We start from the raw sequence: 22,003 nt of genomic DNA on the forward strand, positions 1-22,003 counted from the left end.
ACGGGGCAGGGTGTTGATCACCTTGCCCCGTTTTCATGTTCGGGATAAAACCGCCTTATGGCTGATATCTGGTTTTACCATCTCACCAGCATGCCGCTGGAACGGGCCTTGCCCACGCTGCTCTCCAAAACGCTGGAGCGCGAAAAGCGTGCCGTGGTGATGACCGGTGTCGAAGAACGGGTCGAGGCCATCAATACCCTGCTTTGGACCTATGACGCCGCAAGCTGGTTGCCCCACGGATCGAAGTCCGACGGCGATGCCGAAATGCAGCCGGTCTGGCTGACGGCCGAGGATGAAAATCCCAACAATGCCCAGTTCCTGTTTCTGACCGACCGCGCCATGAGCGACAAGGTGGGGGATTATGAACGCGTCATCATGCTGTTTGATGATCGCGATCACGATGCGGTTTCTGAAGCCCGCACGCGCTGGAAAGACTGGAAAGACGCCGGACACAAACTGTCCTACTGGCAGCAAACCCCGCAAGGGTCGTGGGAAAAAAAGGCCGAAAGCTAAGAGCAATCGGCCTTTGTCGTTTCACGGTTCTGTTCAGATTTCCTTGATCAATAACATCCAGTTCTGACCACGATTTTCCCAACCTTCCTTGACCATCGGGCGTTGGGCGCAGGCCACAAAGCCTTGGCGTTGATAAAGGCGAATGGCGTCGGGATTGCCATCCGATGCAATCACGCTGACGGTCTTTTTACCGGCATGCTGGGCATTGGCCTCGGCCCGTGCGAGCAATGCCGATCCAATCCCCTGATCGCGGTGGGCAGGAAAGACGGCAAGAACATTGATGTACCAGCTTCCCGGTGCCAGACTTTCAAGCTCAAGGATCGGCACGAACATCGCCGGGATATCCGCCGGGTCAAACGGCTCTGGCTGATCGGGTTGGGCATAATCGACAAGTGCCGCAACGGTTTCACCATGACAGACGGCAAGCGTGGTGTTGCGATATGAAAAACCGCCTTCATCACGTTGTGCGCGTCTGCGACCGACATCAAAGGCCGTCTCGCTGCCTTCTGCCATGTCTTGCCACAAATAGACCGGCAAACCTTCACCGGCGATATTGATCAGCTGGGCCATTGCATCGGCATCCGATTTGGTCGCTCTGACAAAGCTCGTGACTTGTCGTGGATGGCTCGGATGGGCGGCACCCTTATGTGCCGCCCGTTCCAGTACGGGTTCTGCAATCATTGCTCGTATCCTGTTTTTTTTTGGGTTTTCATGTTTGGTTCTTAGGCGCCTGCCGCCAAAAGGCGCGGCAGGGCATGTTTGGTCATGGCCGCAACATGGCGATGGTCTGTGCCGCAACAACCGCCAATCACCGCCAGATTGGGCAGCAGATCAACCAGATCGTGGTAAAGCTGCCCCAGTTCTTCCGGATCGCCATCATCAAGATGCGTGCTGGCATCAAGTTCGGCGTGGCTTTGACGGGATGCATTGGCCCGTACACCACAAATGCGCGTTTTCCAGTCACCACTTTCTTCCAGCCGGTCGCGGAAATGATCCGGGTGGGCACAGTTGATCATGTAATAGGCCGGATAGGCACCGGTCTCGGCATCAACCATGGCAATCGCATCACGGATGGTCTCGCCGCTGGGCAGGTTGCCATCGGTTTCAACCGTGAACGAAATGACGCAAGGAATATCAACATCCCGGCAGGCAAGGGCGATGCCGATGGCTTCCTCGGGATAGTTGATGGTCACGACCGACACCATATCGACCCCAGCCTTGGTAAAAGTCACGATCTGCGGGGCGTGATAGGCGCGCGCCTGATTGATCGTCATCCGGTCCGATGGGACATACCCGTCACCACGCGGTCCGATATTGCCGCTGATCAGGCAGGGTGTGGTATCCGAATGATAACGATCGCGAAGCTCCGCCATCAGGGCAATGGCCTTGCGGTTGATGGCGGCCAGGTCATCCTCTTCATAGCCGATCCGGGCCCCCCAGTCGCGGTTGGCGCGCCATGTCGGGCTTTCAAGGATAAATCCGGCTTGGGCCTGCTTGGCCAGATCAAGGTAACGTTCGTAATAGGCGGTGATACGCGCACAGCCCGCATCCGTTTTCAAAAGGTCAAAGGATGCAAAATGCGGAAGCTCGATCCCGTCATGAAATATCAGGGTGGTCTCAAGACCACCATCGGTGATGAATTTTACCTTTCCGTGGTGCGGAAGGGGCAGATTGCCTGTGCTCATGGGTCCAAATTTCAGTTTTGGGTTTCAAAATTTCTACCGCGGGGGTATGTAATCGCGGACCGGAAATCTCGCCCTGATTGAGTTTCGCTTCTAGTAGGCACACGGTCAGGTTTTTCAGATTTTCAAAAATATATTCAAAACAGATACTTATGAGTTATTCGGTGTTTTTCGGCGCGGCCATGACGGCCTTTGACGACGAAAAACTGTACCGGCGGTAGGGTAAGCGAGGGTTGAGATGGAAAAACTGACAATCACCGACACATTCGGTGGCCCCAAACGCAAGGGCGAACGCACGCGCGAACGCATTCTGGAAATCGCATCGCAGGCGGTTCTGGAAAAGGGGTTCGGTGCGACCTCGATCGAGGAAATCATTTGCGAAGCCGGCCTGACCAAAAGCGGGTTTTTCTATCATTTCTCCGACAAGAACGAACTCGCCCGCGCGCTTTTGCAACGCTATATCGAACAGGATGACGAAATCCTCGATCAGGTGTTTGATCGCGCCCGCGAACTGGTCGACGATCCGCTGCACCAATTGCTGGCAGCCCTTAAAATGCTGGCCGAGGTGCTCGAAGATCTCCCCAACGGTCATCCGGGCTGCATCGTTGCGGTCTATTGCTATCAGGAACGGCTGTTTGACAAGGAAGTCCGTGACCTCAACCGCCATGCCGTTCTGGCCTGGCGCACCCGGTTCCGCGCGATCCTTGATGATATCGCAACCCAGTATCAAACGACCGAGCCAGTCGACCTCGAACAAGTCGCCGACATGATTTCAACCGTGCTCGAAGGCGGGATCGTGATGTCAAAGGCACTCAACGAACCCCGCAAACTCGCCGATCAGGTCATGCTGTTGCGCAGTTTTTTAAAGCTGCTTTTCACACAGTGATAGAGTGTTCAATAGCAAGGCGTGGTGAAAAAGGCCGAAAGCTCAACTCTCTTGTTTGGCTTTCACTCTTTGCGGGCTTATGTCGCCAAGTGGTCCTTGTCCTCAAACAGGATTTCAACCAGCGCCCTGACCAGTTCATCCGGGGTCACCTTGCCCGACGAAATTTCATTAACAGCAGGGAAGCAGTCGCGCGCAAGCTTTGAAAGCCCGGTCTGGATTTCCGATGCGCGGTTGTTCCAGTCGTGATCGATCTTTGACAGGGCAAGCAAACCGGCCTTTGCAATGGCATTGGCATCGCCTGACGAAATTGCCGTTTGGACGAAATCCAGTTTGCGCGCTTCGGAGACAGCAACTTCAAGTGTTGCCAGATGGTCCGCCACCTCTTTTGCCTCTGTTTGGATATCGCTCACGGGATACTCCTTTTCGATTTGACGAAGGACCGGGACAGCCACAGAAGTGCCGTAACCAGAAAGATAGTCAATCATGGCCGACAGCTTCCAGTCAGGCATGGTTTTCCAGGTGCCGGTCTTGAGGTCTTCTGTCATCGGTGCCGCAATACTGTTGCCATATGCTGCAAAAATAGCGGCCATACTTCCTGCGTTGGGGCGACCGGAAACTCGACCAGCTGCCGCCTTCTCACGATCCGAAATCTTGCTGAGTGCGGATTGATAGTCCTGTTGTGCGCTCATTTTGCGTACTCCTGAGAATGGAATATTGATGCAGCATGGCCGCAATCAAATGGCCCACCATTTTTCATCGGTTTGCGACGGTTGCCGTATTTCGTTCGTGCCACAATGAATTTCCCCTTCGCATGCATGATAGTGATCCCAGTCATCAATGAAATTACAACTCAGCGCACCGTTGAATTTGGCAATTTCGTCTTTCAGGTACTTTTCAAAAAGATCAAAGCTTGTGCCTTCATCGCCGGTGTCGATCCAGGGGCCATACGGCTTGGGAATATAAAGCTGAGTGTTGCCGACAAACATGTTGGGCATATCCGCGGTCAAAGCGCCGCATTTAAATCCCTCACCGCGGCCAGGGAAGATGTTGAATCCGTTCCGTCGGCTTTTGGTGTTGTCGACCTTGTCGGTGCTCGGAAGTACATATGCGTGACCGCCACTAACATGATCACTTGGATAGAATATCACTGGCACTCGAACGATATCGTCGTCTTCCAAATCAAACTCGTTTTTCAGGATATCGATATTGTCACCGATTGCCTTTTCCACCCCGCCAACGTTCCAGCCTTTAAGGAGATCATAGGTATATGCATAGCCGTTCGGTGCCAGGAGCGGCGCATTCCCATTCCCGAGTAAATCGTTGATGGTACAGCTAACCACGGTATTGTGCAGCTTGAGGGGCGTATAATTAAAGTGATCGGTGTCCCATTTCGGACGTTGCAAAACTTTTGCTCCGCCAAAAATGACGTTCTCAGCTCTTTTGTCCGTCATCAGGTCATAAGCCTTCTTGGGGCTTGCGACCAAAAGCTTCCATTTCTTGTTATCGCTACCGCCCGGGTATGGCAGGAAGGTCATCATTTCATCAACATGTCCAACGGCAAGCCAGTCAGTATCAAGTTCAATCGGGTATTGAAGGGCTTGCGCCGCGATAAAAGATCTGGTGCTTTCATCAATCTTATGACGGCTTTTCCTTAAAGTGCTGTTCGCGCCAAGTCGGTTTTTTGCACTATGGCCGTAATATATACGCCCGAGCGGATAGGTGTTCCCACCGGCTTTCTTGACCGGGGGCGTCACTTCAAAGTTTCCGCCCGAATTGGCAGAGTTTACAGCATCGCCGCTCCCCGCTGCCGGGTAGTAAACCGCATGATCTTTGCTCAGAAGGTCACCGAAAACCCAGTTCTGTAGTTCGCGCTGCCGATGCATTTTGATGAATGTTGTCTGGCTTTTATGGTTACCTGCCGTTCCCGGCCAACTGCTATAGCCCGAAAAGATTGTGTCACGCATCCATTGGTCGGGGCTCATGACATCGGCCGAAGGTTTCGCAACAGTCCACTTGTCAGTGTCAAGGTACGGGATCAGGACCTGCTTCTGTATCGATTTCAGAATGTCGTAGCGCAGATCCGATGGGCCGGATGGCTCCTTGGCTACCTCTGTTTCAAGGGTTGCGATAAATTTTTCATTGAAGCTGTCGCTTGTAACCAGAAGCTTTGTCACTTGGTGTAAGTGGTGATTTGCGACCCACTTTGCGGCGACGACCTGTTCGGTGAAGGTATAGCTTGGGGTGTCTGGTCCCGCATATTCGGGTTGAATGACGCTGAGTGTTATTTTGACGGTGCCAGACTCAAAATCCTCGCCGGCAAAGCGGATCATCTCAAGCGGCAGCACAAGGGTTGGATTGATATTGGCTGCATCCAACGTCGCTGTTTTCCCTTTCTGGGGGCTGACAAGTTCCGTGGCGTCTGTCCCAGCTTTCGAGAAAATGCGAACATGTTGTTCGGCCGGGTTTTCAGCACCTGTTGGCTCCACTGAGAGCTTGATCACCCAGTTTGCATCGACATCCGCAGCCTCACCGGCGGAATGCCTGACAATCTTCATGCGCGAAAGCCCGGTTAACAGGTCTTCGTCGGAATTGATCTTGTCATCCTGGCAATCGCTATAGGCAATTGCGGTATTGTTGCCATCACGGTTGCAGTTCACAGGAATGATCGCGCCAACGCCATCAACGCCAAAGGTGATGGCTGCGGGCGACAGGCCGTTTATCGCTGCAGGCGTGTCATCATCGTTTTCGATTTTGCCATCACGGTCGCGATCAGTATGAAGGGAAAACCAGACTGATTTAAGCGCGATTGTTATTTCGCCATCATCTGACACTGTAACATTTTGTGCTTGCGTTCTGAGGTAACCGGGACCCGTGACTGTGATTGTATAATTATCACCTGGCTCAAGCTGAAATTCTTGGGAAAGCGATGTGTCATCGTCTCCGAACGATGGTGTCTTCTGAGCGTTTGTTGTTCCCGCAACGTCGATACTCACAGCCTTCAGAAGCTTGTTTGATGCGGGTCGGGTGACTTTTACTGTGAATGTGACCATTGCATTTTCCTGTTGTGGGGAAGACGGTTAGGCAGCGTCCAAGATCGGCAGATCAAGCTTGCGTCGCATCTCAACAGCGTTGCGCAGTATCAGAATTCGCTGGTCGATCGTGCCAAGCTGCGGATTGTTGATGATGTCGTTGACCCAACCGATCTTTGTGGTGGAGGACAGAAAATCCGGGCCAAACGTGAAGACCAGAACGACGTAGATTCTGACGGCCTCGCTTGAGTTCGCGCCAAGTTTGATCGCGGAGTCCGCATAGCTTTTGCTTTGCGTTGACAGAGCCGCGTCATCATATTTTTTGACGATTTCTGGAATGGTGGCACGCAGGTAACCGGGCAGGGCGGAAATCGTATCTTGCACACTCGGTATCTTTGATGGTGGCGGTTTAACGCGGTCTTCCGGTTTGGGCGTGGATGGGCTTTCGGGCCCGGCGTCCGGCTTTGTATCCGGCTTTGCATCCGGTTTGCCGCTTTCACTCTTTGCCAGTCCGGCGACCGCTTTGGCTTCCTGTGTGAGCAGTGTTGAAACCTCATCGGCAAAGCGCTTCTCCGCACCCAGCCGGTTCTTTGCATAGCCGTCGAACTTCTGTTTGCTGATGATGCTCATCGATTTCAGGCGCTCGGAATCCTGGGCGGCAAAGGCGGTCAGCAGGGATGAAATCTGCGATGTGTTGAAGTCCAGCCGGGATGAAAGCCCCGCAGGGTCCTTGCAGGTGCCATTTGCGATGGCGGTATCTCCCTCGGCCGCCAATGCTTCGAGCTTGGCTGTCTCGGCCGCAAGGGTTGCCAATTGCTCCTTGGTGCGCACATCCACCTTATTGCCCATGACCGTGACAAAAGTCGGGTATTGCGCCAATGTTCGGGCAAGGTCACTGATCCGGTTGGCAAAGGCCATCTGTTCAATCCCGCATTGATATCGACCACTGATAGACGAACAGGTTGGGGCGTTGTGATATCGGGCCATTGCACGTTTTATGAACAAAAATTTTGTGTTGTATTTTTGGAAATCATACATGCCATGCGTGAAATGCATGATTTTAGCCATTGAACAATGACACCGGGTCAGATAGACAAGGGGTGTTGAACGCGCCGATTTGCTCCTCAGCTTGCGGGCGCGCTAAAAATTCGGCTAAAGCGAGAGGGCGTATATGCTCCGTATGTACGACCGCCTCGGTAAAGCCGTGGCGGTTTTTTTGTATCTACGGAAAGGTTGGGATCCATGATCCGGCTCTCGAACGTCCAGAAAACATATGCAGCCCGGCGTGGCAGCGACGAACATGTTGCGCTGCGCGGCATCAATCTTGATATCGCTGCTGGCGAAATCGTCGGCGTTATTGGCCGCTCCGGTGCGGGCAAATCAACCCTGATCCGCTGCATCAACCTGCTTGAAACCCCGACGTCGGGTTCGGTCACGGTTGATGGCACCGACGTCACCACCCTTTCCAAACGCGACTTGCCACTGTTCCGCCGCCAGCTCGGCATGGTGTTCCAGCACTTCAACCTTCTGTCGTCGCGCACTGTGTTCGACAATATTGCGCTGCCGCTTGAACTCGCCGGTGCGACCAAGGCCGAGATCGCCAAGGCGGTTGATCCGCTGTTGCCCCTCGTCGGGCTTGAAGAAAAGCGTGATCGCCACCCGGCTGAACTGTCGGGCGGTCAGAAACAGCGTGTCGGCATTGCGCGTGCTCTGTCCTCAAACCCCAAGGTTTTGCTGTGTGACGAGGTGACATCCGCCCTTGATCCGGAAACCACCCGTCAGATCCTGACCCTCCTTAAGGACATCAACAAACGCCTTGGTCTGACGATGGTGGTGATCACCCATGAAATGGCGGTGGTCAAGGCGCTGTGTGACCGTGTGGCGGTGATGGATGCTGGCGTGATTGTCGAAGAGGGCGCGGTTGAAGGCATCTTTGCCGATCCGAAACACGCCACCACCCAGTCACTTCTGGCCGATGAATTCATGGATTTCCGCGCCGGATCGGAAGCGAACAGCACCCCAAAAACCAACACAACTACCAGCGGCGTTGCCGCCGGGCAGGAGGGCTAAGTCATGTTTTCTACCCTTGCACCCATTCTGCTGCAGGCGACTGGTGAAACCCTTTATATGGTGGCCGTCTCGCTTACGATTGCGACGGCCTTTGGCTTGCCGCTTGGTGTGTTGCTGGCAACTTCTGGCCGGGGGGAGCTGTTTGAAGCGCTTTGGTTCCAGCGTGTTTTTGGCCCGCTGGTCAATGCGACGCGATCAGTCCCGTTCATCATTCTGGCGGTGGCGATCATTCCGTTTACCCGCTTTGTCGTCGGCACCTCGATCGGCACGTCTGCTGCCATCGTGCCACTGACCGTGGCGGCGATTCCGTTCATTGCGCGGATCATCGAAGGTGCGATGCGCGAAGTGGATGGCGGCCTGATCGAGGCGGCCCAGGCCATGGGCGCGCGCCCGGTCCAGGTCGTGACCAAGGTTCTGTTGCCCGAAGCATTGCCGGGCATCATTCATGGTCTGACCCTGACCGCGGTGACCCTGATTGGCTATTCCGCGATGGTCGGGGCCGTTGGTGCCGGTGGACTTGGTGACCTTGGCATTCGCTATGGTTATCAGCGCTTCCGCCCGGATGTCATGGCCGCCGTTGTCATCACGCTGATTGTCGTGGTGCAGGTCGTGCAAAGCTTTGGCGACTATCTGGCGCGCAAGGCCGACAAACGCAACATCTGAGCATCTCATCGACCAAAATCAGAATGTGAGGATTGCTCACATTCGCCAAATTCCCGCACAAACCCAAATGAAATCAAGGAGTTTTACAATGCGGTTTTTCCTTAAACTGACGGCGGCTGCCGTTCTGGCATCCGCGCTCACCGGTCAGGCACTGGCCAATGACGCGATCAAAATCGGCGTTACCCCGGGTGCGCATGAAGAAGTCATGGAAGAAGTCGTCAAGGTCGCAGCCACCAAGGGCCTGGACATCGAACTGGTCAGCTTCTCGGACTATGTGATTCCTAACCAGGCGCTTGATGATGGCGATCTCGATGCCAACAGCTTCCAGCACGTGCCGTATCTTGATAATCAGATCAAGGATCGCGGGTATGAGCTTTCGGTCGTGGGATATAACATCCTGACCCCGATGGGTATTTATTCCAACAAGATCAAAAGCCTGGATGAACTGGCCGAAGGTGCCGAAGTCGGAATTCCGAACGATCCGACCAATGGCGGTCGTGCGTTGCTCGTGCTGCAGTCCCATGGCCTGATCAAGGTTGATCCGGCAGCGGGCCTTGTGGTCAGCCCGCTTGATATCATCGAAAACCCGAAGAATATCAGCTTTGTAGAGCTTGACGCCGCACAGCTTCCGCGGTCGCTGGATGATCTGGATGCCTCGGCGATTAACACCAACTATGCGCTCGAAGCCGGTCTGAACCCGATCAAGGATTCGATTGCGATCGAAGGCAATGACAGCCCGTATGCCAATGTTATTGTTACCCAAACGGCGCGTAAGGACGAGCCGTGGGTCAAGACGCTGGTTGAAGCTTATCACGATGATGCGGTGCGCAAATTCATCGAAACCAAGTATGAAGGATCGGTTCTGCCGGTATTCAAGCTTCCTGAATAATCATCGCGATTATTCAAAATAATTGAAAAGTCCCGCAGGAAACGCATCCTGCGGGACTTTTTTTTATGTCCGGGTCAAACAAAGCCCAAAATCCAATTGTATGAGGATTTGAGTTGGCCCGATTTAGACATCGGCAAACAGGAGATTGTCGGCGGTCAGATCATCCTTGTCGGTGTCTTCGATGATCACGCCAAATGTCCACGGATCGCCATTGCTGAAATCGACATAAAGGTCATCGCCGGTCTGGGTGGTGTGATCGAGGAAGCTTTCGAAATCCGTGATGCCGGAGCGTACCTGAAGATCGTGTGTCAGAAGCAGGGTATCGGGATGATTGCCAGTTTCATCGCTGTCACCGGTTTCAAACCCGACAACTCGGTCACGACTTGAGGCCTCGGCATCGAAAACAAAGGTATCGTTGCCGCTATTGCCTTCGAGCCAGTCATTGCCGGCCCCGCCCGACAAAAGGTTGTCGCTGAAAACCGGATCACCAAGGGGACCGGCACGCAGCGTATCATGCCCATCGCCGCCATAGAGCGAGACGTCATACCATTCACCGGTGAGCGTATCATTGCCGGCCTCGCCATGGATGTTTTCGCCGACAATGACGTCATCGCCATCGCGGCCATAGATCGTATCCATTCCACGATTGCCGATAAGACGGTTATCCTCATCATCACCAATGATCAGGTCGCTTTGATTGCTGCCATCGACGTTTTCGATGCTGATGAAATGATCGCCGGTGCGGCCCGTGCCGGTTTCAAGATTGATGACCGGTTGCGGGCCATATTCGCCATAGGGCGCATCATTGCCCCATCCGGCGATATAGCTGATGGTGTCAATCCCGTCACCGCCATCAAAGATATTGGTGCGGTCCTCGGAAAAGTCGGTGCTGGCCGCGGCATAGAAGGTGTCATCGCCGCCCTGTCCCTGCATGACGTCACCGTCATCGGTGCGGTTGTAGACCTGATAAAAGGCGTTTTTGCCGTCATCGCCAATCAGCACATCGCCGTAGGTCGTATCGCGGATATCTTCGATATTGCTGTATCGGTCGCCTTCCGCGTCGCCGCCCAACCCGATGCCGGTCGTGAGATTGACGTAAACGCCCTGACCTGAGGGGGCTTGCGTGAAGCCGAAGGTGATTTCATCGCGACCGGGGCCGCCATCAATCACATCAGCACCCGATCCGCCATTGAGTTCGTCATTGCCCGACCCGCCAAACAGCGTATCGTTTCCGGCACTGCCATTGATGTCGTCATGTCCGGCACCGCCATCAAGCGTGTCATCACCAAACCCCAGCTCAAACAGGTGATCGTTGCCGCCCAGCGCGCGGACATAATCGTCGCCCTCGCGTCCATATATCCTGTCGTCCTGTTCTGTTCCGATAATCGTGTCGTTGCCGTCGGTTCCATAGATGTTGTCAACCATGACCATCTCCTGCGTGGAATGCCTTTACCCCGGCAATCCAAGGTTGTGTCGGAATTTTGGCGACTTGATGACTGGTTGCCGACGGGCTTGTTCCGTACGGAAGTGCTGCGCAAAGGGCAGAAACAACACAGGCCCGCAATCATGTATTGCGGGCCTGTATGTTGATCAGATTGAGGCGAGGGTCTCAGGCGACCATCGCGTCGTATTCTTCCTGCTTGTCGAGCCATTTCTGTTCGACCATGGCAAGTTCGTTTTCGATCTGGCCGAGTTCCTTTTGGATGTCGGCCAGTTTTTGGGCGTTGGCGTCTTCGTAAAGGGTGGGGTCGGCCATTTTTTCTTCGATGCCGGCTTTGCGTTCGGAAAGCTTTTCCATCTGCTTTTCGAGCTTTTCGACTTCGCGTTTGATCGGGGCGGCGACTTTGCGTTTTTCAGCCGCCTGCTGGCGTTCGGCCTTGCGGTCGCGTTTGGCGGGTTTGCCATTGCCGTTGCCGTCTTCGCCGCCGTTCTTGTTGGCACGGCGTTCCATGCGCGCACGATCGAGAAGATACTGGCGGTATTCGGCAACGTCGCCGTCAAACGATGTGACCGTGCCGTCCGCCACCAGAACCAGACGATCCGCACAGGCCTCGATCAGATAGGGATCGTGGCTGATGATGATGACCGCACCCTCATAGGCATTGAGCGCATGGTTAAGCGCATCGCGGCTGTCGATATCAAGGTGGTTGGTCGGTTCATCGAGGATGAGCATATGCGGGGCATCAAGCGTCATCAGGGCAAACAGCAGGCGGGCCTTTTCCCCACCCGAGAGGTCCTTGACCTTGGTGTCGCCCTTGGCCCCTTCGAAGGCAAAGCGGCCGAGCTGGGCGCGGACCTTGTGTTCGATCACATCGGGCATCAGGGATGCCATATGCTGATAGGGCGTTTCATCGCCGCGCAGCTCGTCGGTCTGGTGCTGGGCGAAATAGCCGATGCGCAATTTGTTCGACGCATGCTTTTCACCGGACATCAACTGCAAGCGATCGGCCAGAAGCTTTGCCAGGGTCGATTTACCGTTACCATTGGCACCCAAAAGGGCAATGCGGTCATCCATATCAATGCGCAGGCTGATATTGCGCAGGATCGGTTTGCCTTCTTCGTAGCCGACATCGCCATCATGGATGTTGATCAGGGGTGGAGGCAGTTCCTTGGGACTTGGGAAGTCAAAGGAAATGCCGCGATCCTCGACCACCGGGATGGCCGGGCCCATTTTTTCAAGCATTTTGACACGGCTTTGCGCCTGCTTGGCCTTGCTGGCCTTGGCACGGAAGCGGTCGATGAAGGATTGCAGATGCTTTTGCTGGGCGATCTGTTTTTCGTAATGTTTGGAGGCCAGTTCCATCTGTTCGCGACGCGTCTTGGCGAATTTGTCGTAGTTGCCGCCATACAGCGTGACGGTGCCGTCATGCAGATGGGCAATCGATTTGACCACCCGGTTGAGAAGATCGCGATCGTGACTGATCAGGATGATCGTGCCGGGATAGTTGATCAGATAGTTTTCAAGCCAGATGGTGGCTTCGAGATCAAGGTGGTTGGTCGGCTCATCGAGCAGCAGCAGATCCGGGCGCAGGAAAAGGGTGGCCGCCAAGGCCACACGCATGCGCCAGCCACCCGAGAAATCATCACAGGGGCGTTGTTGCGCATCGCCGTCAAAACCAAGGCCGGACAAAATGGCGGCAGCACGCGCCTCGGCGGTATGGGCTTCGATATCGGCCAGGCGTGTATGGACCTCGGCGATGCGGTGCGGGTCGGTGGTGGTTTCGGCCTCTGCCAGCAAATCGGCGCGTTCGGTGTCGGCCGCCAAAACGGTTTCAAGCAGGGATCGCGAACCTGCCGGGGCTTCTTGCGATACCACACCCATGCGGGCCCGCTTGGACAGCACAATATCGCCGCCATCGCCGGGCAGGTCGCCCGAGATCAGTTTGAGAAGGGTCGATTTCCCTGCACCGTTGCGCCCGATCAGGCCGACCTTGTGGCCATCGGGGATGGTCAGCGATACCCGGTCAAGAATGACACGTCCGCCAATGCGATAGGTGAGGTCGGTAATTTGCAGCATTTTCGGTTGGTCTCTTGAACTGGTTTGCGGGCGCTTTGGGCGCAGTTTAGGGGGAATCGCAAGGATTTCTGTGCTTTCAATAGGACAGGAGCGTGTTTGACGCAAGGATTCTTCAAATTGTCATGGCCGGTGTGATTTCGATGACAGATCCGGGCAAAACCGGTGCTAAATCGCAGTTTCATGCCTTTTGGGGGCGTTTTGCAGGCGAAACGGGTGAATGCAACGGCTGCAGGTCTGGTTTGCAGCGGTAGAACTATGTGTTGCGTTGCGATCCAACCCCGTTTATATAGCGCCAACCTTCGGGTCTGTGGATGATAAGGGCGGTCTTTGGTGCCGCCTTTATCTTCCGCAGGCCCTTTGTACTCGGGGGGCTTCTTGGGGGCCCTCTTTGGGGGTAACGAATTTTTACAAAGCTTAGGTGAAACCAATGGCTGTCGAACGCACTCTTTCGATCATCAAGCCGGACGCAACGCGCCGCAACCTGACTGGCAAAATCAATGCCGTCATCGAAGAAGCTGGCCTGCGCATTGTCGCACAGAAGCGCGTCGCTTTGACCCGCGCTCAGGCTGAAGGTTTCTATGCAGTTCACAAAGAACGTTCGTTCTTTGGCGAACTGGTAGACTTCATGGTCTCTGGCCCGGTTGTTGTCCAGGTTCTCGAAGGCGAAGATGCCGTCGTTAAGTACCGCGAAGTAATGGGCGCAACCAACCCGGCAAATGCCGAGGAAGGCACCATCCGCAAACAGTTTGCAGAATCCATCGAAGCGAACTCGGTCCACGGTTCGGACTCGCTCGAAAACGCTGCAATCGAAATTGCATATTTCTTCGCTCAGACCGAAATCGTCGGCTAAGCCAAGAATACCGAATTACCGGTTCTTCCGGCATGAAACGCCCCGCAAGTTGCGGGGCGTTTTTTGTTTTACGGCAATGTTTGGTGATTGTGCGAAACGCGATGGATCATTGGCGCACATCATCGAGGAAGGTATCGACCGACTGGCGCAGCGCGTTTGACCCAGAGGCGAGTTCGTGGGCGGCCTTGGCCAGTTCGGATGCGCGTGCGCGGTTTTGCTCGGCCGCGGACTGAATGCTGTCAGACTGATCGGACGCCTTGCTGGTTGCGTCCGAGGCATCAAGGACGCGGGCGGCAATTTCGGCGGTGGCGACACCCTGTTGTTCGATGGCAGCGGCAATTGATGATGCGATTTCACTCATATCGGAAATAACGGTAGTGATGCCCTTGATGGCATCGACCGATTGTTTGGTGGCATCCTGAATACCGGTGATCTGTGATCCGATTTCATCGGTGGCCTTGCCGGTTTGATTGGCGAGGTTCTTGACCTCGGATGCGACAACGGCAAAGCCCTTGCCAGCGTCGCCTGCGCGGGCCGCCTCGATCGTGGCATTAAGGGCCAGCAGGTTGGTCTGTTCGGCAATATCGGAAATAAGCCCAAGTACCTCGCCGATCTTGGCGGCAGATACGGCCAAACCTTCGACCAGCTGGTTGGTGTGTTCGGCCTGGGAAACTGCACTGCCGGAAATCTCAAGCGAGCGGTCGACCTGGGCACGAATTTCATTGATCGAGGCACTGAGTTCTTCAGCCGCCGATGCAACGGTTTGGACGTTACGGTTGGCCTCCGACGATGCCTGATTGACGTCGTTTGCCATGGCGGCGTTGATATCCGCGGTTTCGTTGAGATTGTCGGAGGTGTCCTTGACGGTGCCGACCGATCCGGTCACAGAGCCAAGAATGCGGCTGATTTCACCATCGAATTTCTTGATCGATGCGAGGCGGGCGGTATTGGCGGCATCAAGGGCCTTTTGTTCCTGCTCCTTTTCGGCGGTCATTTTGTCAGAGGCAATCATATTGTCCTTGAAAACCTGAACGGAGCGGGCCATGTCGCCGATTTCGGTTTGGGCACGGACATAGGGGATGTCGACATTGATGTCGCGCCCGGCCAGTTTGCCCATGTCATCGGCAAGACGCGTGATCGGATAGACAATCCCGCGGCGTGCACCGATGGTAAACAGGATGGCCAGAACAAAGCCGACAATGGTGACTGTGATCATCGTGGCTTCGGACAGGGTGATTTGCCTTTCCATGTCCGACAGGCCGGCATCCATGTCGTCATGAACGATTTCCTCAGCCGCGTCGGCAAGGCTGATGAAACGTTCGAAGCTGGCATCAAATTCGACATCGGCCTCGGCATCAGCACTCAGATTGGCAAGGGTATTGTCCGCGCGCGTCTTGGCGGTGTTGGCAAGCGCGTTGATATCATTGGCAAGCTTGGTGGTCTGATCGGACAGCGCCGGGATGTTGATCGCGGTGATGCGGTTGCGGGCTTCGGTGAAGTTTTCGGCAACCCCGTCATAGGTCAGTTCGGGATCACCACTTAGAAGTTCTTCGAGAAACAGGTGGCCGTTGGCCAGACGATAGCGGGCCTCGCCAACGTTTTCGATGGCGGCAAGGGCAGCAGGATCAGTGCTTTGGCGGAGCGGCGGGAGGAGCTTACCAAGGTCGGTTTGCAGGTTTTCATAGAGACTGTCGAATTGCTGATCGGCACCGGTGCCGACACCTTCCTGAGAGGCTATGCGGGCATAGCGGCGTTCGCTGACCGCGATCAGGGTGTCAAGGGCGACAAGGACGTCTTCGATCTGGGCGCGGACAGCGGGACTTTGGGAGGCGACAAAGGTTCCTTCGTCATTGGTGCCGCCTTCAAGGATCGCATTGGCGTACCAGCGCGATTCATCGAGAAGGGCCCAGACCTCGTTAATGTCTTCGGAGGTATCACCGCCCATGATTTCTTCAAGCAGCAAATGGGCGTTGGTGGCGGTGAGCTTGATTTCCATCGCGGCGTCGCCGAGCGGCGCAAGATCGACCGCGACGGTTTTGCTTTCAGATGACAGCAGTTTGGTGAACACAATGCCCGCAACACCGGTAAGCGTGGTGACGAGTGCCATTGTGATGAAGGCCATCATCAATCTTGTGCTGATGCGAAAACGGTCGAGCATACATTCCACCCCAGACGTTTTTTGAACTGTTCCAATTTGGTGGCGCGTTAGGTCTTGAGGTTGGGCCGGGGGGCGTTCTTTTCAATGTTTTGCGGTAAAAACGTAGAAAAGCTGCCCGTTTGCGGCGTGCAAAGCGGGCAGCTCTATTACGGCATAAAAGGGAATTGAGGCGAGTTTAGTCGATCAGGAATGCGGCCATCAGCAGCAGGAGAACCCCGATCGAGATCACGCTCCAGAGCATGAATTTTGTCCAGTGGTGCCAGCCTTCCTCGTGGTGGTGCACCAGGCCTTCGTCGTAATCGCTTCCTTGCATTGTTTCCTCCCTGTTGTTGGGACCATTGTTTGGTTTGCTGTTATCACGCAAGACAACAAGGTGATGGTAGCGCAAATCAACTCAGGGGTGAATTGCTTTGATGTTGTTGACTGTTTTCATCTGTTCAATCTCAAGCCTACAGGCTTTGAAAAACAAAAAAGCTGCCGGAAAACGGCAGCTTTTTATTTTTCGGATCGATGCCGGTTGGCAGATCACAGAAGGAAGATCGCCATCAGGATCAGCAGGGCAATGATCGAGATGGTGCCCCATTTCACGAAGTTGGTGTAGCCGTGATAGATGCTGACATGGGTTTCAGTCAGTTCGTAATCGTTACCCTGCAAATTTGCCTCCTTGGATTGGATATTTTGGGATTGTTCAAATGTATATCCACGAAGTTGATGCAGTGCAAGATGCAGATTAACCATAGATGTTAGACATTTGACCGACTTCACATCGGTGCGGCTTTGTGTTTGATGCCAAGGGGTTACTGGATGCTTGATTTGCAGCCATAGGGCAGGAAGGTGCCCGATAGCCCGTGGCTCATCATCGCAAACGACATCTTGTTGGCATAGTCGAGTTCCGTCTTGGATTTCGGGCAGGCATAGGCGCGCCCGGCACAGCCATTTTCGATATAATCTTCTTCGGCCGTGGCAAATTCGGGGCTGAGTGCGCCGCGCGGAATTTCATCAAGCATTTCATCCCGGGTTTCCTGATAGACGGCGCATTTTTGCGCCCGCCAGGATTTTTCACCCGTTTGCATGTCGGCCTTGTAAGACTCCAGTTCTGGATCGGAATCGGCAACTGCGGGACTGGTGAGCATGGCCAAAACGGCGAGGGGGATGATCAGTCCTAAGAGCTTGCGCATCATGATATCGGTTTTCCGTGGCGGTGGGGGCATTCGGTAATCCCATAACAGCATCAGAATGCGCAAAGATTATGACCCCGGTTTGCGGATCTGGCAGCAGGTCACGAAAAAGGCGGGGCACATGATTATGCCCCGCCTTTTATGCGTTCAGAAACCTGCGCAGCCAGCGCCAAAGGTTCTTTCATCCGGGCTCGAGCGCCGGGTTGATTTCAGCGAAATCGGCCTTGGGTGCGTCGGCCACAGTCACGATGCCCTTGGCATCGACCGAGACGCGGCCTTCGGCGATCCAGCGGATAACCTGCGGGTAGATGCGGTGTTCCTGTTTAAGGATGCGTTGCGCCAGTTTGCCTGCATCGTCGCCGGGCAGGACCGGGACGACGGCCTGGGCGATGATCGGGCCGCTATCGACTTCGGGGACGACGTAATGCACCGTGCAACCAGCGAATTTCACCCCGGCATCCAGGGCGGCCTGATGCACACCGAGACCCTTGAAGCTTGGCAAAAGCGACGGGTGGATGTTGATCAGTTTGTCTTTCCAGCGGGTGACAAAGCTTTCGCTGACCAGACGCAGGTAACCGGCCAGAACGACAAGGTCGGCACCGCTTTCTTCGATCAGGGTGCTGACGGCATTATCATAGGCCTCGCGCCCGCCGGGATAACCCTTGTGCGAGATGGCCTCCGACCGGATGCCCGCACGACGGCCGCGTTCAAGCCCGCCTGCATCAAGCTGGTTGGAAAAGACCAGCACGATTTCGGCCGGGTAGTCGGGCGCATTACAGGCATCGATGATGGCTTGCAGGTTGGACCCGCCGCCTGAAATCAGAACGGCGAGCTTCAACTTGGTTACTTTTCCCATGAAGGGCCCATGTTTTTGATCACGACCTGCGGGCCATCGCCAGCACGCGGGCCGATGACACCGATCTGGCTGACGGTTTCGCCGTGTTCGCGCAGGATGGCTTCGGCTTCATCGGCTTTATCGGCCGGAACAACGACGCACATGCCAATGCCGCAGTTAAAGGTACGTGCCATTTCGGTTGCCGGAATGCCACCCTGTTTGGCGAGCCATTTAAACACCGGAAGATATTCCCAGGTGCTGGCATCAAACACAGCGGTCAGGTTTTCAGGCAGAACGCGCGGGACGTTTTCGGTCAGACCACCACCGGTGATGTGGGCAAGTGCCTTGACCAGACCGGCCTTGTGCGCCGCCAGGCAGCTTTTGACATAAACCTTGGTCGGTTCAAGCAGGGCTTCGCCAACGGTTTTGCCCGGTGCGAAGGGGGCTTCGTCGGCGTAGCCAAGGCCCGCCATATCGACGACCTTGCGCACCAGCGAATAGCCGTTGGAATGAACGCCACTGGATGCCAGGCCAAGGATCACGTCGCCCTCGGCAACGTTGGAGCCATCAAGCAGTTCGCCGCGTTCGGCCGCACCAACCGCAAAACCGGCCAGATCATATTCGCCGTCGGCATACATGCCGGGCATTTCGGCGGTTTCGCCACCGATCAGCGCACAACCCGCCTGTTTGCAGCCCTCGGCAATACCGCCCACGACACTTGCGGCGTTATCGACCGAAAGCTTGCCGGTTGCGAAGTAATCGAGGAACAGAAGCGGTTCTGCGCCCTGTACGACAAGGTCATTGACGCTCATGGCGACAAGGTCGATGCCGACCGTGTCATGTTTGTCAGCCAAAAAGGCGACTTTCAGCTTGGTGCCGACACCATCGGTGCAGGATACCAGAACCGGGTCGTTATATCCGGCAGCCTTCAGATCAAAAAGGGCGCCAAAGCCGCCAAGACCACCGGCAACACCGGAACGGGTTGTTGCTTTTGCAAGCGGTTTGATTCGTTCGACAAGGTCATTCCCGGCATCGATATCGACACCGGAGTCCTTATAGGTAAGGCCGTTAGAGGTGGTCATTTCGGGGTCCCTGGCATCAAACATGCATGAATAAAAGGCGGCAAAACCGCGTTTTTCATCAGCACGTATCGACGTCCAATCGACGGGCAACTGTCGTATTGCGGTCCGGGTCGCAGGGAACCTGCTGTTTGACCAATCCGCCTTACTGACGCCTTTAATCAGATATAGAGGATATCGCGATCCTGCTGATAAAAAACGCGGGCTTGATAATTTCCGCTGGGCCGAAAATACTCAAACGCGGGCAATATGCAATGATCACCTGCGCATGACAGAGTTTTCTTTGCAGAATGCGTTCAACATGCCACAAAGAGCGTTATAGAAGAATACAACAAGACACGACTTAAAATAAGACTAGGGCAAAGAGGCATACGTGCTTACTTCATTGAAAAACATCAAGATGTGGGCGGGTGCCGCCACCGTAGCAGCCATTATGGCCTTTCCGGCAGCGGCGCAGGACATTTTCACCGTCAGCGGTGTTCATGTTGACGAGCGCGCCGAAACTGCGGCTGCTGCGCGCGAGCGTGCACTTGAAATCGGTCAGCGCAAGGCGTTTGAAGAAGTGGTTGCCCGCTTGACCCTGCCCGAAGATCGCGCCGGACTTGCGACACCGGAAACATCGGTGATCACGAACATGGTGCGCGATTTCGGGGTGTCGGACGAAAAGACATCATCCGTGCGCTATATTGCGGACATGACCGTGCGCTTCAAGGATGACGAGCTTCGCCGGTTCTTGCGGTTCCGCGATATTTCATTTGCCGAATTGCAGTCCAAACCGGTGATGATCGTGCCGGTCTATCGCACGAATAATTTCGTCAATCTGTGGGATGATCCCAATCCGTGGCGCGATGTCTGGGCGCGCAATATCGCGACATCGGGACTGGTGCCGATCAAGGCGCCGATTGGCGATCTGACCGATATCAGCACCGTTTCGGCCGAGCAGGCCGAAAGCGGATCGATGGAACGTCTGTCCCAGCTTGCCAAACGTTATGGCGCGGATGTGGCTGTTGTCGCCAGTGCCGAGGTCAGCGGGCCAGAAGGCGGCGAGACGGTTGATGTATCCGTCACCCGTTATGAGCCCAATGGCGCGCCGCAGATTTTTGGTGTGCAGGAAAAGACGCAAGCTGGCGAGACGCTGAATGAAACGCTGGTGCGCGCCGCCAAATCGGTTCAAGAGCAATTGGCTGATGGCTGGAAACGCGCCAACCTGATCAATTACAGCACGGGTGGCAACCTGATGGTGTTTATCCCGATTACCGGTCTTGCAGACTGGGCGGGGATCGAGAACAAGCTGATCGGGCTTCCGGTGGTGCGCAATTCGCGGGTGATCGCGATGTCGAAGCGCGAAGTGCAGGTATCAATCGAATATGTCGGATCGGCCAATCAGTTGCAGACAGCGCTTAATCAGCAGAACCTGAGCCTGTCGCGGATGGGGGAACTTTGGTTCATCCAGCCAAGCGGGGCGGATCGTTTGCAGGGGCTGTCGTTAGGCGGATAAGCCTTTTGCAGGACAGGGACAGTTTAACAGGGGCCGGGGAATGACATTACGACAGCAAGCACGTTTCTGGCTGATCTTTGTTGTTGGATTCTTTTTCCTGATCTGGCTGTTTTCGGGCATCCTGTTGCCGTTCGTGGCCGGGATGGCGATTGCCTATTTCCTGGATCCGCTTGCCGACCGGCTTGAGGAACGCGGGGCCAGCCGGGTGATTGCGACCAGCATCATCACGTTCCTTTTCTTCCTTGTGTTCATTCTGGTGATGTTGATTGTCGTGCCGATGATCGGCAGCCAGTTGGCAGGATTCCTTGAGCGGTTTCCGGGCTATGTCGACACGTTGCGAACCAATGTCGCGCCGTATTTGCAAAATGTGCTTGATCGTGTCGCGCCCGAAACCCTGCAAAGTGTATCGGATGCGATCAAGGGACAGAGTGCCAATGCCCTTAAATGGGTCGGTAATGTTCTGACCAATGTGCTTTCGGGCGGTCTCGCACTTTTGAACTTCCTGAGCTTGCTGTTCATTACGCCGGTGGTGTCGTTTTATCTGCTGCGCGACTGGGACAAGATTGTTGCCAAGGTGGACAGTTACCTGCCCAGACGGTCGGCCAAGGATATCCGCCAGTGTGTCAGCGAGATTGACGAAACCCTTGCAGGCTTTGTCCGCGGGCAGGCGACGGTATGCATTCTGCTGGGCCTGTTTTACGGGCTTGGCCTGACGCTGGCGGGGCTTGAGTTTGGCTTTGTCATTGGTTTGATGACCGGGCTTGTGTCGTTTGTGCCCTATTTCGGGATGATTGCCGGATTTGCAGTGGGCATGGGTGTGGCGCTGGCACAGTTTGGCTTTGGGCTTGATCTTGGGCTGGTGGCGCTGGTGTTTTTGATCGGCCAGGTGCTTGAGGGCAATTTCCTGACCCCCAAGCTTGTGGGCGACAAGGTCGGGCTGCATGCCGTTTGGGTGATGTTTGCCTTGCTTGCCGGGGGTGCGGTGTTTGGACTTCTTGGTGTGATGCTGGCCGTGCCGGTGGCGGCTGTGATCGGCGTGCTTGTACGTTATGGCTTAAGGCAGTATCTCGATAGCAGGCTTTATGATCACGGACCGGACGCTGGCAACAATGCCACGACCGAGACCGAGAAATAGCCCCCAGAGATCGAGATCAGC

Annotated in this window: 20 protein-coding genes and 1 pseudogene; 8 read left to right on the top strand and 13 right to left on the bottom strand. The window is 55.1% G+C overall.

Annotated elements, in window-relative coordinates; translation table 11 throughout:
- Positions 1 to 57 precede the first annotated feature (57 nt).
- Positions 58 to 513, top strand: coding sequence for a DNA polymerase III subunit chi (locus TH4_RS07470; protein WP_063087092.1), 456 nt, complete (start codon positions 58 to 60; stop codon positions 511 to 513).
- Between the two features lie 33 nt (positions 514 to 546).
- Here TH4_RS07470 and TH4_RS07475 read toward each other — a convergent pair whose 3' ends face one another.
- Complete coding sequence (locus tag TH4_RS07475; RefSeq protein WP_083997011.1) at positions 547 to 1,194, bottom strand: GNAT family N-acetyltransferase; 648 nt, start codon at positions 1,192 to 1,194, stop codon at positions 547 to 549.
- A gap of 41 nt (positions 1,195 to 1,235) precedes the next feature.
- Positions 1,236 to 2,198: a homocysteine S-methyltransferase family protein gene (locus TH4_RS07480; RefSeq protein WP_064780541.1), complete on the bottom strand. Its 963-nt coding sequence runs from the start codon at positions 2,196 to 2,198 to the stop codon at positions 1,236 to 1,238.
- A gap of 235 nt (positions 2,199 to 2,433) precedes the next feature.
- Here TH4_RS07480 and TH4_RS07485 point away from each other — a divergent pair, with 235 nt between their 5' ends.
- On the top strand, positions 2,434 to 3,081 hold the full coding sequence (locus tag TH4_RS07485) for a TetR/AcrR family transcriptional regulator (protein WP_064780542.1): 648 nt from the start codon (positions 2,434 to 2,436) through the stop codon (positions 3,079 to 3,081).
- Between the two features lie 77 nt (positions 3,082 to 3,158).
- Here TH4_RS07485 and TH4_RS07490 read toward each other — a convergent pair whose 3' ends face one another.
- From TH4_RS07490 to TH4_RS07500, 3 genes are all read right to left on the bottom strand, one after another.
- Positions 3,159 to 3,770 (bottom strand): hypothetical protein, encoded by a 612-nt coding sequence (locus TH4_RS07490; RefSeq protein WP_245227779.1) that lies wholly within the window; start codon positions 3,768 to 3,770, stop codon positions 3,159 to 3,161.
- 45 nt (positions 3,771 to 3,815) lie between these two features.
- Entirely contained in the window at positions 3,816 to 6,074 is a 2,259-nt protein-coding gene (locus TH4_RS07495) for a protein-arginine deiminase family protein (RefSeq protein ID WP_167727152.1), read from the bottom strand.
- An 84-nt stretch (positions 6,075 to 6,158) separates the two neighbouring features.
- Complete coding sequence (locus TH4_RS07500) at positions 6,159 to 7,028, bottom strand: hypothetical protein (protein ID WP_157097718.1); 870 nt, start codon at positions 7,026 to 7,028, stop codon at positions 6,159 to 6,161.
- Between the two features lie 324 nt (positions 7,029 to 7,352).
- Here TH4_RS07500 and TH4_RS07505 point away from each other — a divergent pair.
- The 3 genes and pseudogenes from TH4_RS07505 to TH4_RS07515 form a co-directional block, all read left to right on the top strand.
- Positions 7,353 to 8,081: pseudogene (locus tag TH4_RS07505) on the top strand (methionine ABC transporter ATP-binding protein); the annotation flags it as partial.
- Between the two features lie 102 nt (positions 8,082 to 8,183).
- Positions 8,184 to 8,843: a methionine ABC transporter permease gene (locus TH4_RS07510; RefSeq protein ID WP_008891244.1), complete on the top strand. Its 660-nt coding sequence runs from the start codon at positions 8,184 to 8,186 to the stop codon at positions 8,841 to 8,843.
- A gap of 88 nt (positions 8,844 to 8,931) precedes the next feature.
- Complete coding sequence (locus TH4_RS07515) at positions 8,932 to 9,732, top strand: MetQ/NlpA family ABC transporter substrate-binding protein (protein WP_063087084.1); 801 nt, start codon at positions 8,932 to 8,934, stop codon at positions 9,730 to 9,732.
- Between the two features lie 123 nt (positions 9,733 to 9,855).
- On the opposite strand, the gene TH4_RS07520 is transcribed toward TH4_RS07515, so the two are convergent.
- Together TH4_RS07520 and TH4_RS07525 are read right to left on the bottom strand one after the other, a co-directional pair.
- On the bottom strand, positions 9,856 to 11,157 hold the full coding sequence (locus TH4_RS07520; protein WP_064780994.1) for a calcium-binding protein: 1,302 nt from the start codon (positions 11,155 to 11,157) through the stop codon (positions 9,856 to 9,858).
- 184 nt (positions 11,158 to 11,341) lie between these two features.
- A complete protein-coding gene (locus tag TH4_RS07525; protein ID WP_064780547.1) occupies positions 11,342 to 13,249 on the bottom strand; it encodes an ABC-F family ATP-binding cassette domain-containing protein in 1,908 nt (635 codons plus the stop codon).
- A 427-nt stretch (positions 13,250 to 13,676) separates the two neighbouring features.
- Between TH4_RS07525 and ndk the strand changes: the two genes are divergently transcribed.
- Complete coding sequence (ndk, locus tag TH4_RS07530) at positions 13,677 to 14,099, top strand: nucleoside-diphosphate kinase (protein ID WP_008891250.1); 423 nt, start codon at positions 13,677 to 13,679, stop codon at positions 14,097 to 14,099.
- 106 nt (positions 14,100 to 14,205) lie between these two features.
- Here the strand turns inward: ndk and TH4_RS07535 are convergent, their stop codons facing one another.
- The 6 genes from TH4_RS07535 to purM all read right to left on the bottom strand — a co-directional run bounded on the left by TH4_RS07535 (position 14,206) and on the right by purM (position 19,352).
- A complete protein-coding gene (locus tag TH4_RS07535) occupies positions 14,206 to 16,257 on the bottom strand; it encodes a methyl-accepting chemotaxis protein (protein WP_064780548.1) in 2,052 nt (683 codons plus the stop codon).
- Between the two features lie 175 nt (positions 16,258 to 16,432).
- Positions 16,433 to 16,570: an aa3-type cytochrome c oxidase subunit IV gene (locus TH4_RS07540; RefSeq protein ID WP_114129841.1), complete on the bottom strand. Its 138-nt coding sequence runs from the start codon at positions 16,568 to 16,570 to the stop codon at positions 16,433 to 16,435.
- Positions 16,571 to 16,782: 212 nt separating this feature from the next.
- Positions 16,783 to 16,911: an aa3-type cytochrome c oxidase subunit IV gene (locus TH4_RS20810; protein ID WP_198157185.1), complete on the bottom strand. Its 129-nt coding sequence runs from the start codon at positions 16,909 to 16,911 to the stop codon at positions 16,783 to 16,785.
- A 143-nt stretch (positions 16,912 to 17,054) separates the two neighbouring features.
- Positions 17,055 to 17,438 (bottom strand): hypothetical protein, encoded by a 384-nt coding sequence (locus TH4_RS07550; RefSeq protein WP_157097719.1) that lies wholly within the window; start codon positions 17,436 to 17,438, stop codon positions 17,055 to 17,057.
- A gap of 178 nt (positions 17,439 to 17,616) precedes the next feature.
- The gene (purN, locus tag TH4_RS07555) at positions 17,617 to 18,291 is read right to left on the bottom strand and encodes a phosphoribosylglycinamide formyltransferase (protein ID WP_064780551.1); all 675 of its coding nucleotides are present in this window, start codon (positions 18,289 to 18,291) and stop codon (positions 17,617 to 17,619) included.
- Complete coding sequence (purM, locus tag TH4_RS07560; protein ID WP_064780995.1) at positions 18,279 to 19,352, bottom strand: phosphoribosylformylglycinamidine cyclo-ligase; 1,074 nt, start codon at positions 19,350 to 19,352, stop codon at positions 18,279 to 18,281. The genes purN and purM overlap by 13 nt, the downstream gene beginning before the upstream one ends.
- Before the next feature lie 370 nt (positions 19,353 to 19,722).
- On the opposite strand from purM, the gene TH4_RS07565 reads away from it, so the two are divergent.
- Together TH4_RS07565 and TH4_RS07570 are read left to right on the top strand one after the other, a co-directional pair.
- A complete protein-coding gene (locus TH4_RS07565) occupies positions 19,723 to 20,847 on the top strand; it encodes a DUF2066 domain-containing protein (RefSeq protein ID WP_245227780.1) in 1,125 nt (374 codons plus the stop codon).
- Positions 20,848 to 20,887: 40 nt separating this feature from the next.
- Positions 20,888 to 21,982 (top strand): AI-2E family transporter, encoded by a 1,095-nt coding sequence (locus tag TH4_RS07570; RefSeq protein WP_064780553.1) that lies wholly within the window; start codon positions 20,888 to 20,890, stop codon positions 21,980 to 21,982.
- Positions 21,983 to 22,003 lie beyond the last annotated feature (21 nt).

This window comes from Thalassospira tepidiphila MCCC 1A03514, assembly GCF_001662875.1.
Taxonomy (GTDB): domain Bacteria; phylum Pseudomonadota; class Alphaproteobacteria; order Rhodospirillales; family Thalassospiraceae; genus Thalassospira; species Thalassospira tepidiphila.

Coding starts and splice junctions, on each gene's coding strand:
- TH4_RS07475 (WP_083997011.1), bottom strand. CDS start 1,194: ATGATTGCAGAACCCGTACTGGAACGGGCGGCACATAAGGGTGCCGCC.
- TH4_RS07520 (WP_064780994.1), bottom strand. CDS start 11,157: ATGGTTGACAACATCTATGGAACCGACGGCAACGACACGATTATCGGA.
- purN (WP_064780551.1), bottom strand. CDS start 18,291: ATGGGAAAAGTAACCAAGTTGAAGCTCGCCGTTCTGATTTCAGGCGGC.
- TH4_RS07485 (WP_064780542.1), top strand. CDS start 2,434: ATGGAAAAACTGACAATCACCGACACATTCGGTGGCCCCAAACGCAAG.
- TH4_RS07535 (WP_064780548.1), bottom strand. CDS start 16,257: ATGCTCGACCGTTTTCGCATCAGCACAAGATTGATGATGGCCTTCATC.
- TH4_RS07490 (WP_245227779.1), bottom strand. CDS start 3,770: ATGAGCGCACAACAGGACTATCAATCCGCACTCAGCAAGATTTCGGAT.
- TH4_RS07510 (WP_008891244.1), top strand. CDS start 8,184: ATGTTTTCTACCCTTGCACCCATTCTGCTGCAGGCGACTGGTGAAACC.
- purM (WP_064780995.1), bottom strand. CDS start 19,352: ATGACCACCTCTAACGGCCTTACCTATAAGGACTCCGGTGTCGATATC.
- TH4_RS07515 (WP_063087084.1), top strand. CDS start 8,932: ATGCGGTTTTTCCTTAAACTGACGGCGGCTGCCGTTCTGGCATCCGCG.
- TH4_RS07470 (WP_063087092.1), top strand. CDS start 58: ATGGCTGATATCTGGTTTTACCATCTCACCAGCATGCCGCTGGAACGG.
- TH4_RS07570 (WP_064780553.1), top strand. CDS start 20,888: ATGACATTACGACAGCAAGCACGTTTCTGGCTGATCTTTGTTGTTGGA.
- TH4_RS07480 (WP_064780541.1), bottom strand. CDS start 2,198: ATGAGCACAGGCAATCTGCCCCTTCCGCACCACGGAAAGGTAAAATTC.
- TH4_RS07550 (WP_157097719.1), bottom strand. CDS start 17,438: ATGATGCGCAAGCTCTTAGGACTGATCATCCCCCTCGCCGTTTTGGCC.
- ndk (WP_008891250.1), top strand. CDS start 13,677: ATGGCTGTCGAACGCACTCTTTCGATCATCAAGCCGGACGCAACGCGC.
- TH4_RS07500 (WP_157097718.1), bottom strand. CDS start 7,028: ATGGCCTTTGCCAACCGGATCAGTGACCTTGCCCGAACATTGGCGCAA.
- TH4_RS07540 (WP_114129841.1), bottom strand. CDS start 16,570: ATGCAAGGAAGCGATTACGACGAAGGCCTGGTGCACCACCACGAGGAA.
- TH4_RS07525 (WP_064780547.1), bottom strand. CDS start 13,249: ATGCTGCAAATTACCGACCTCACCTATCGCATTGGCGGACGTGTCATT.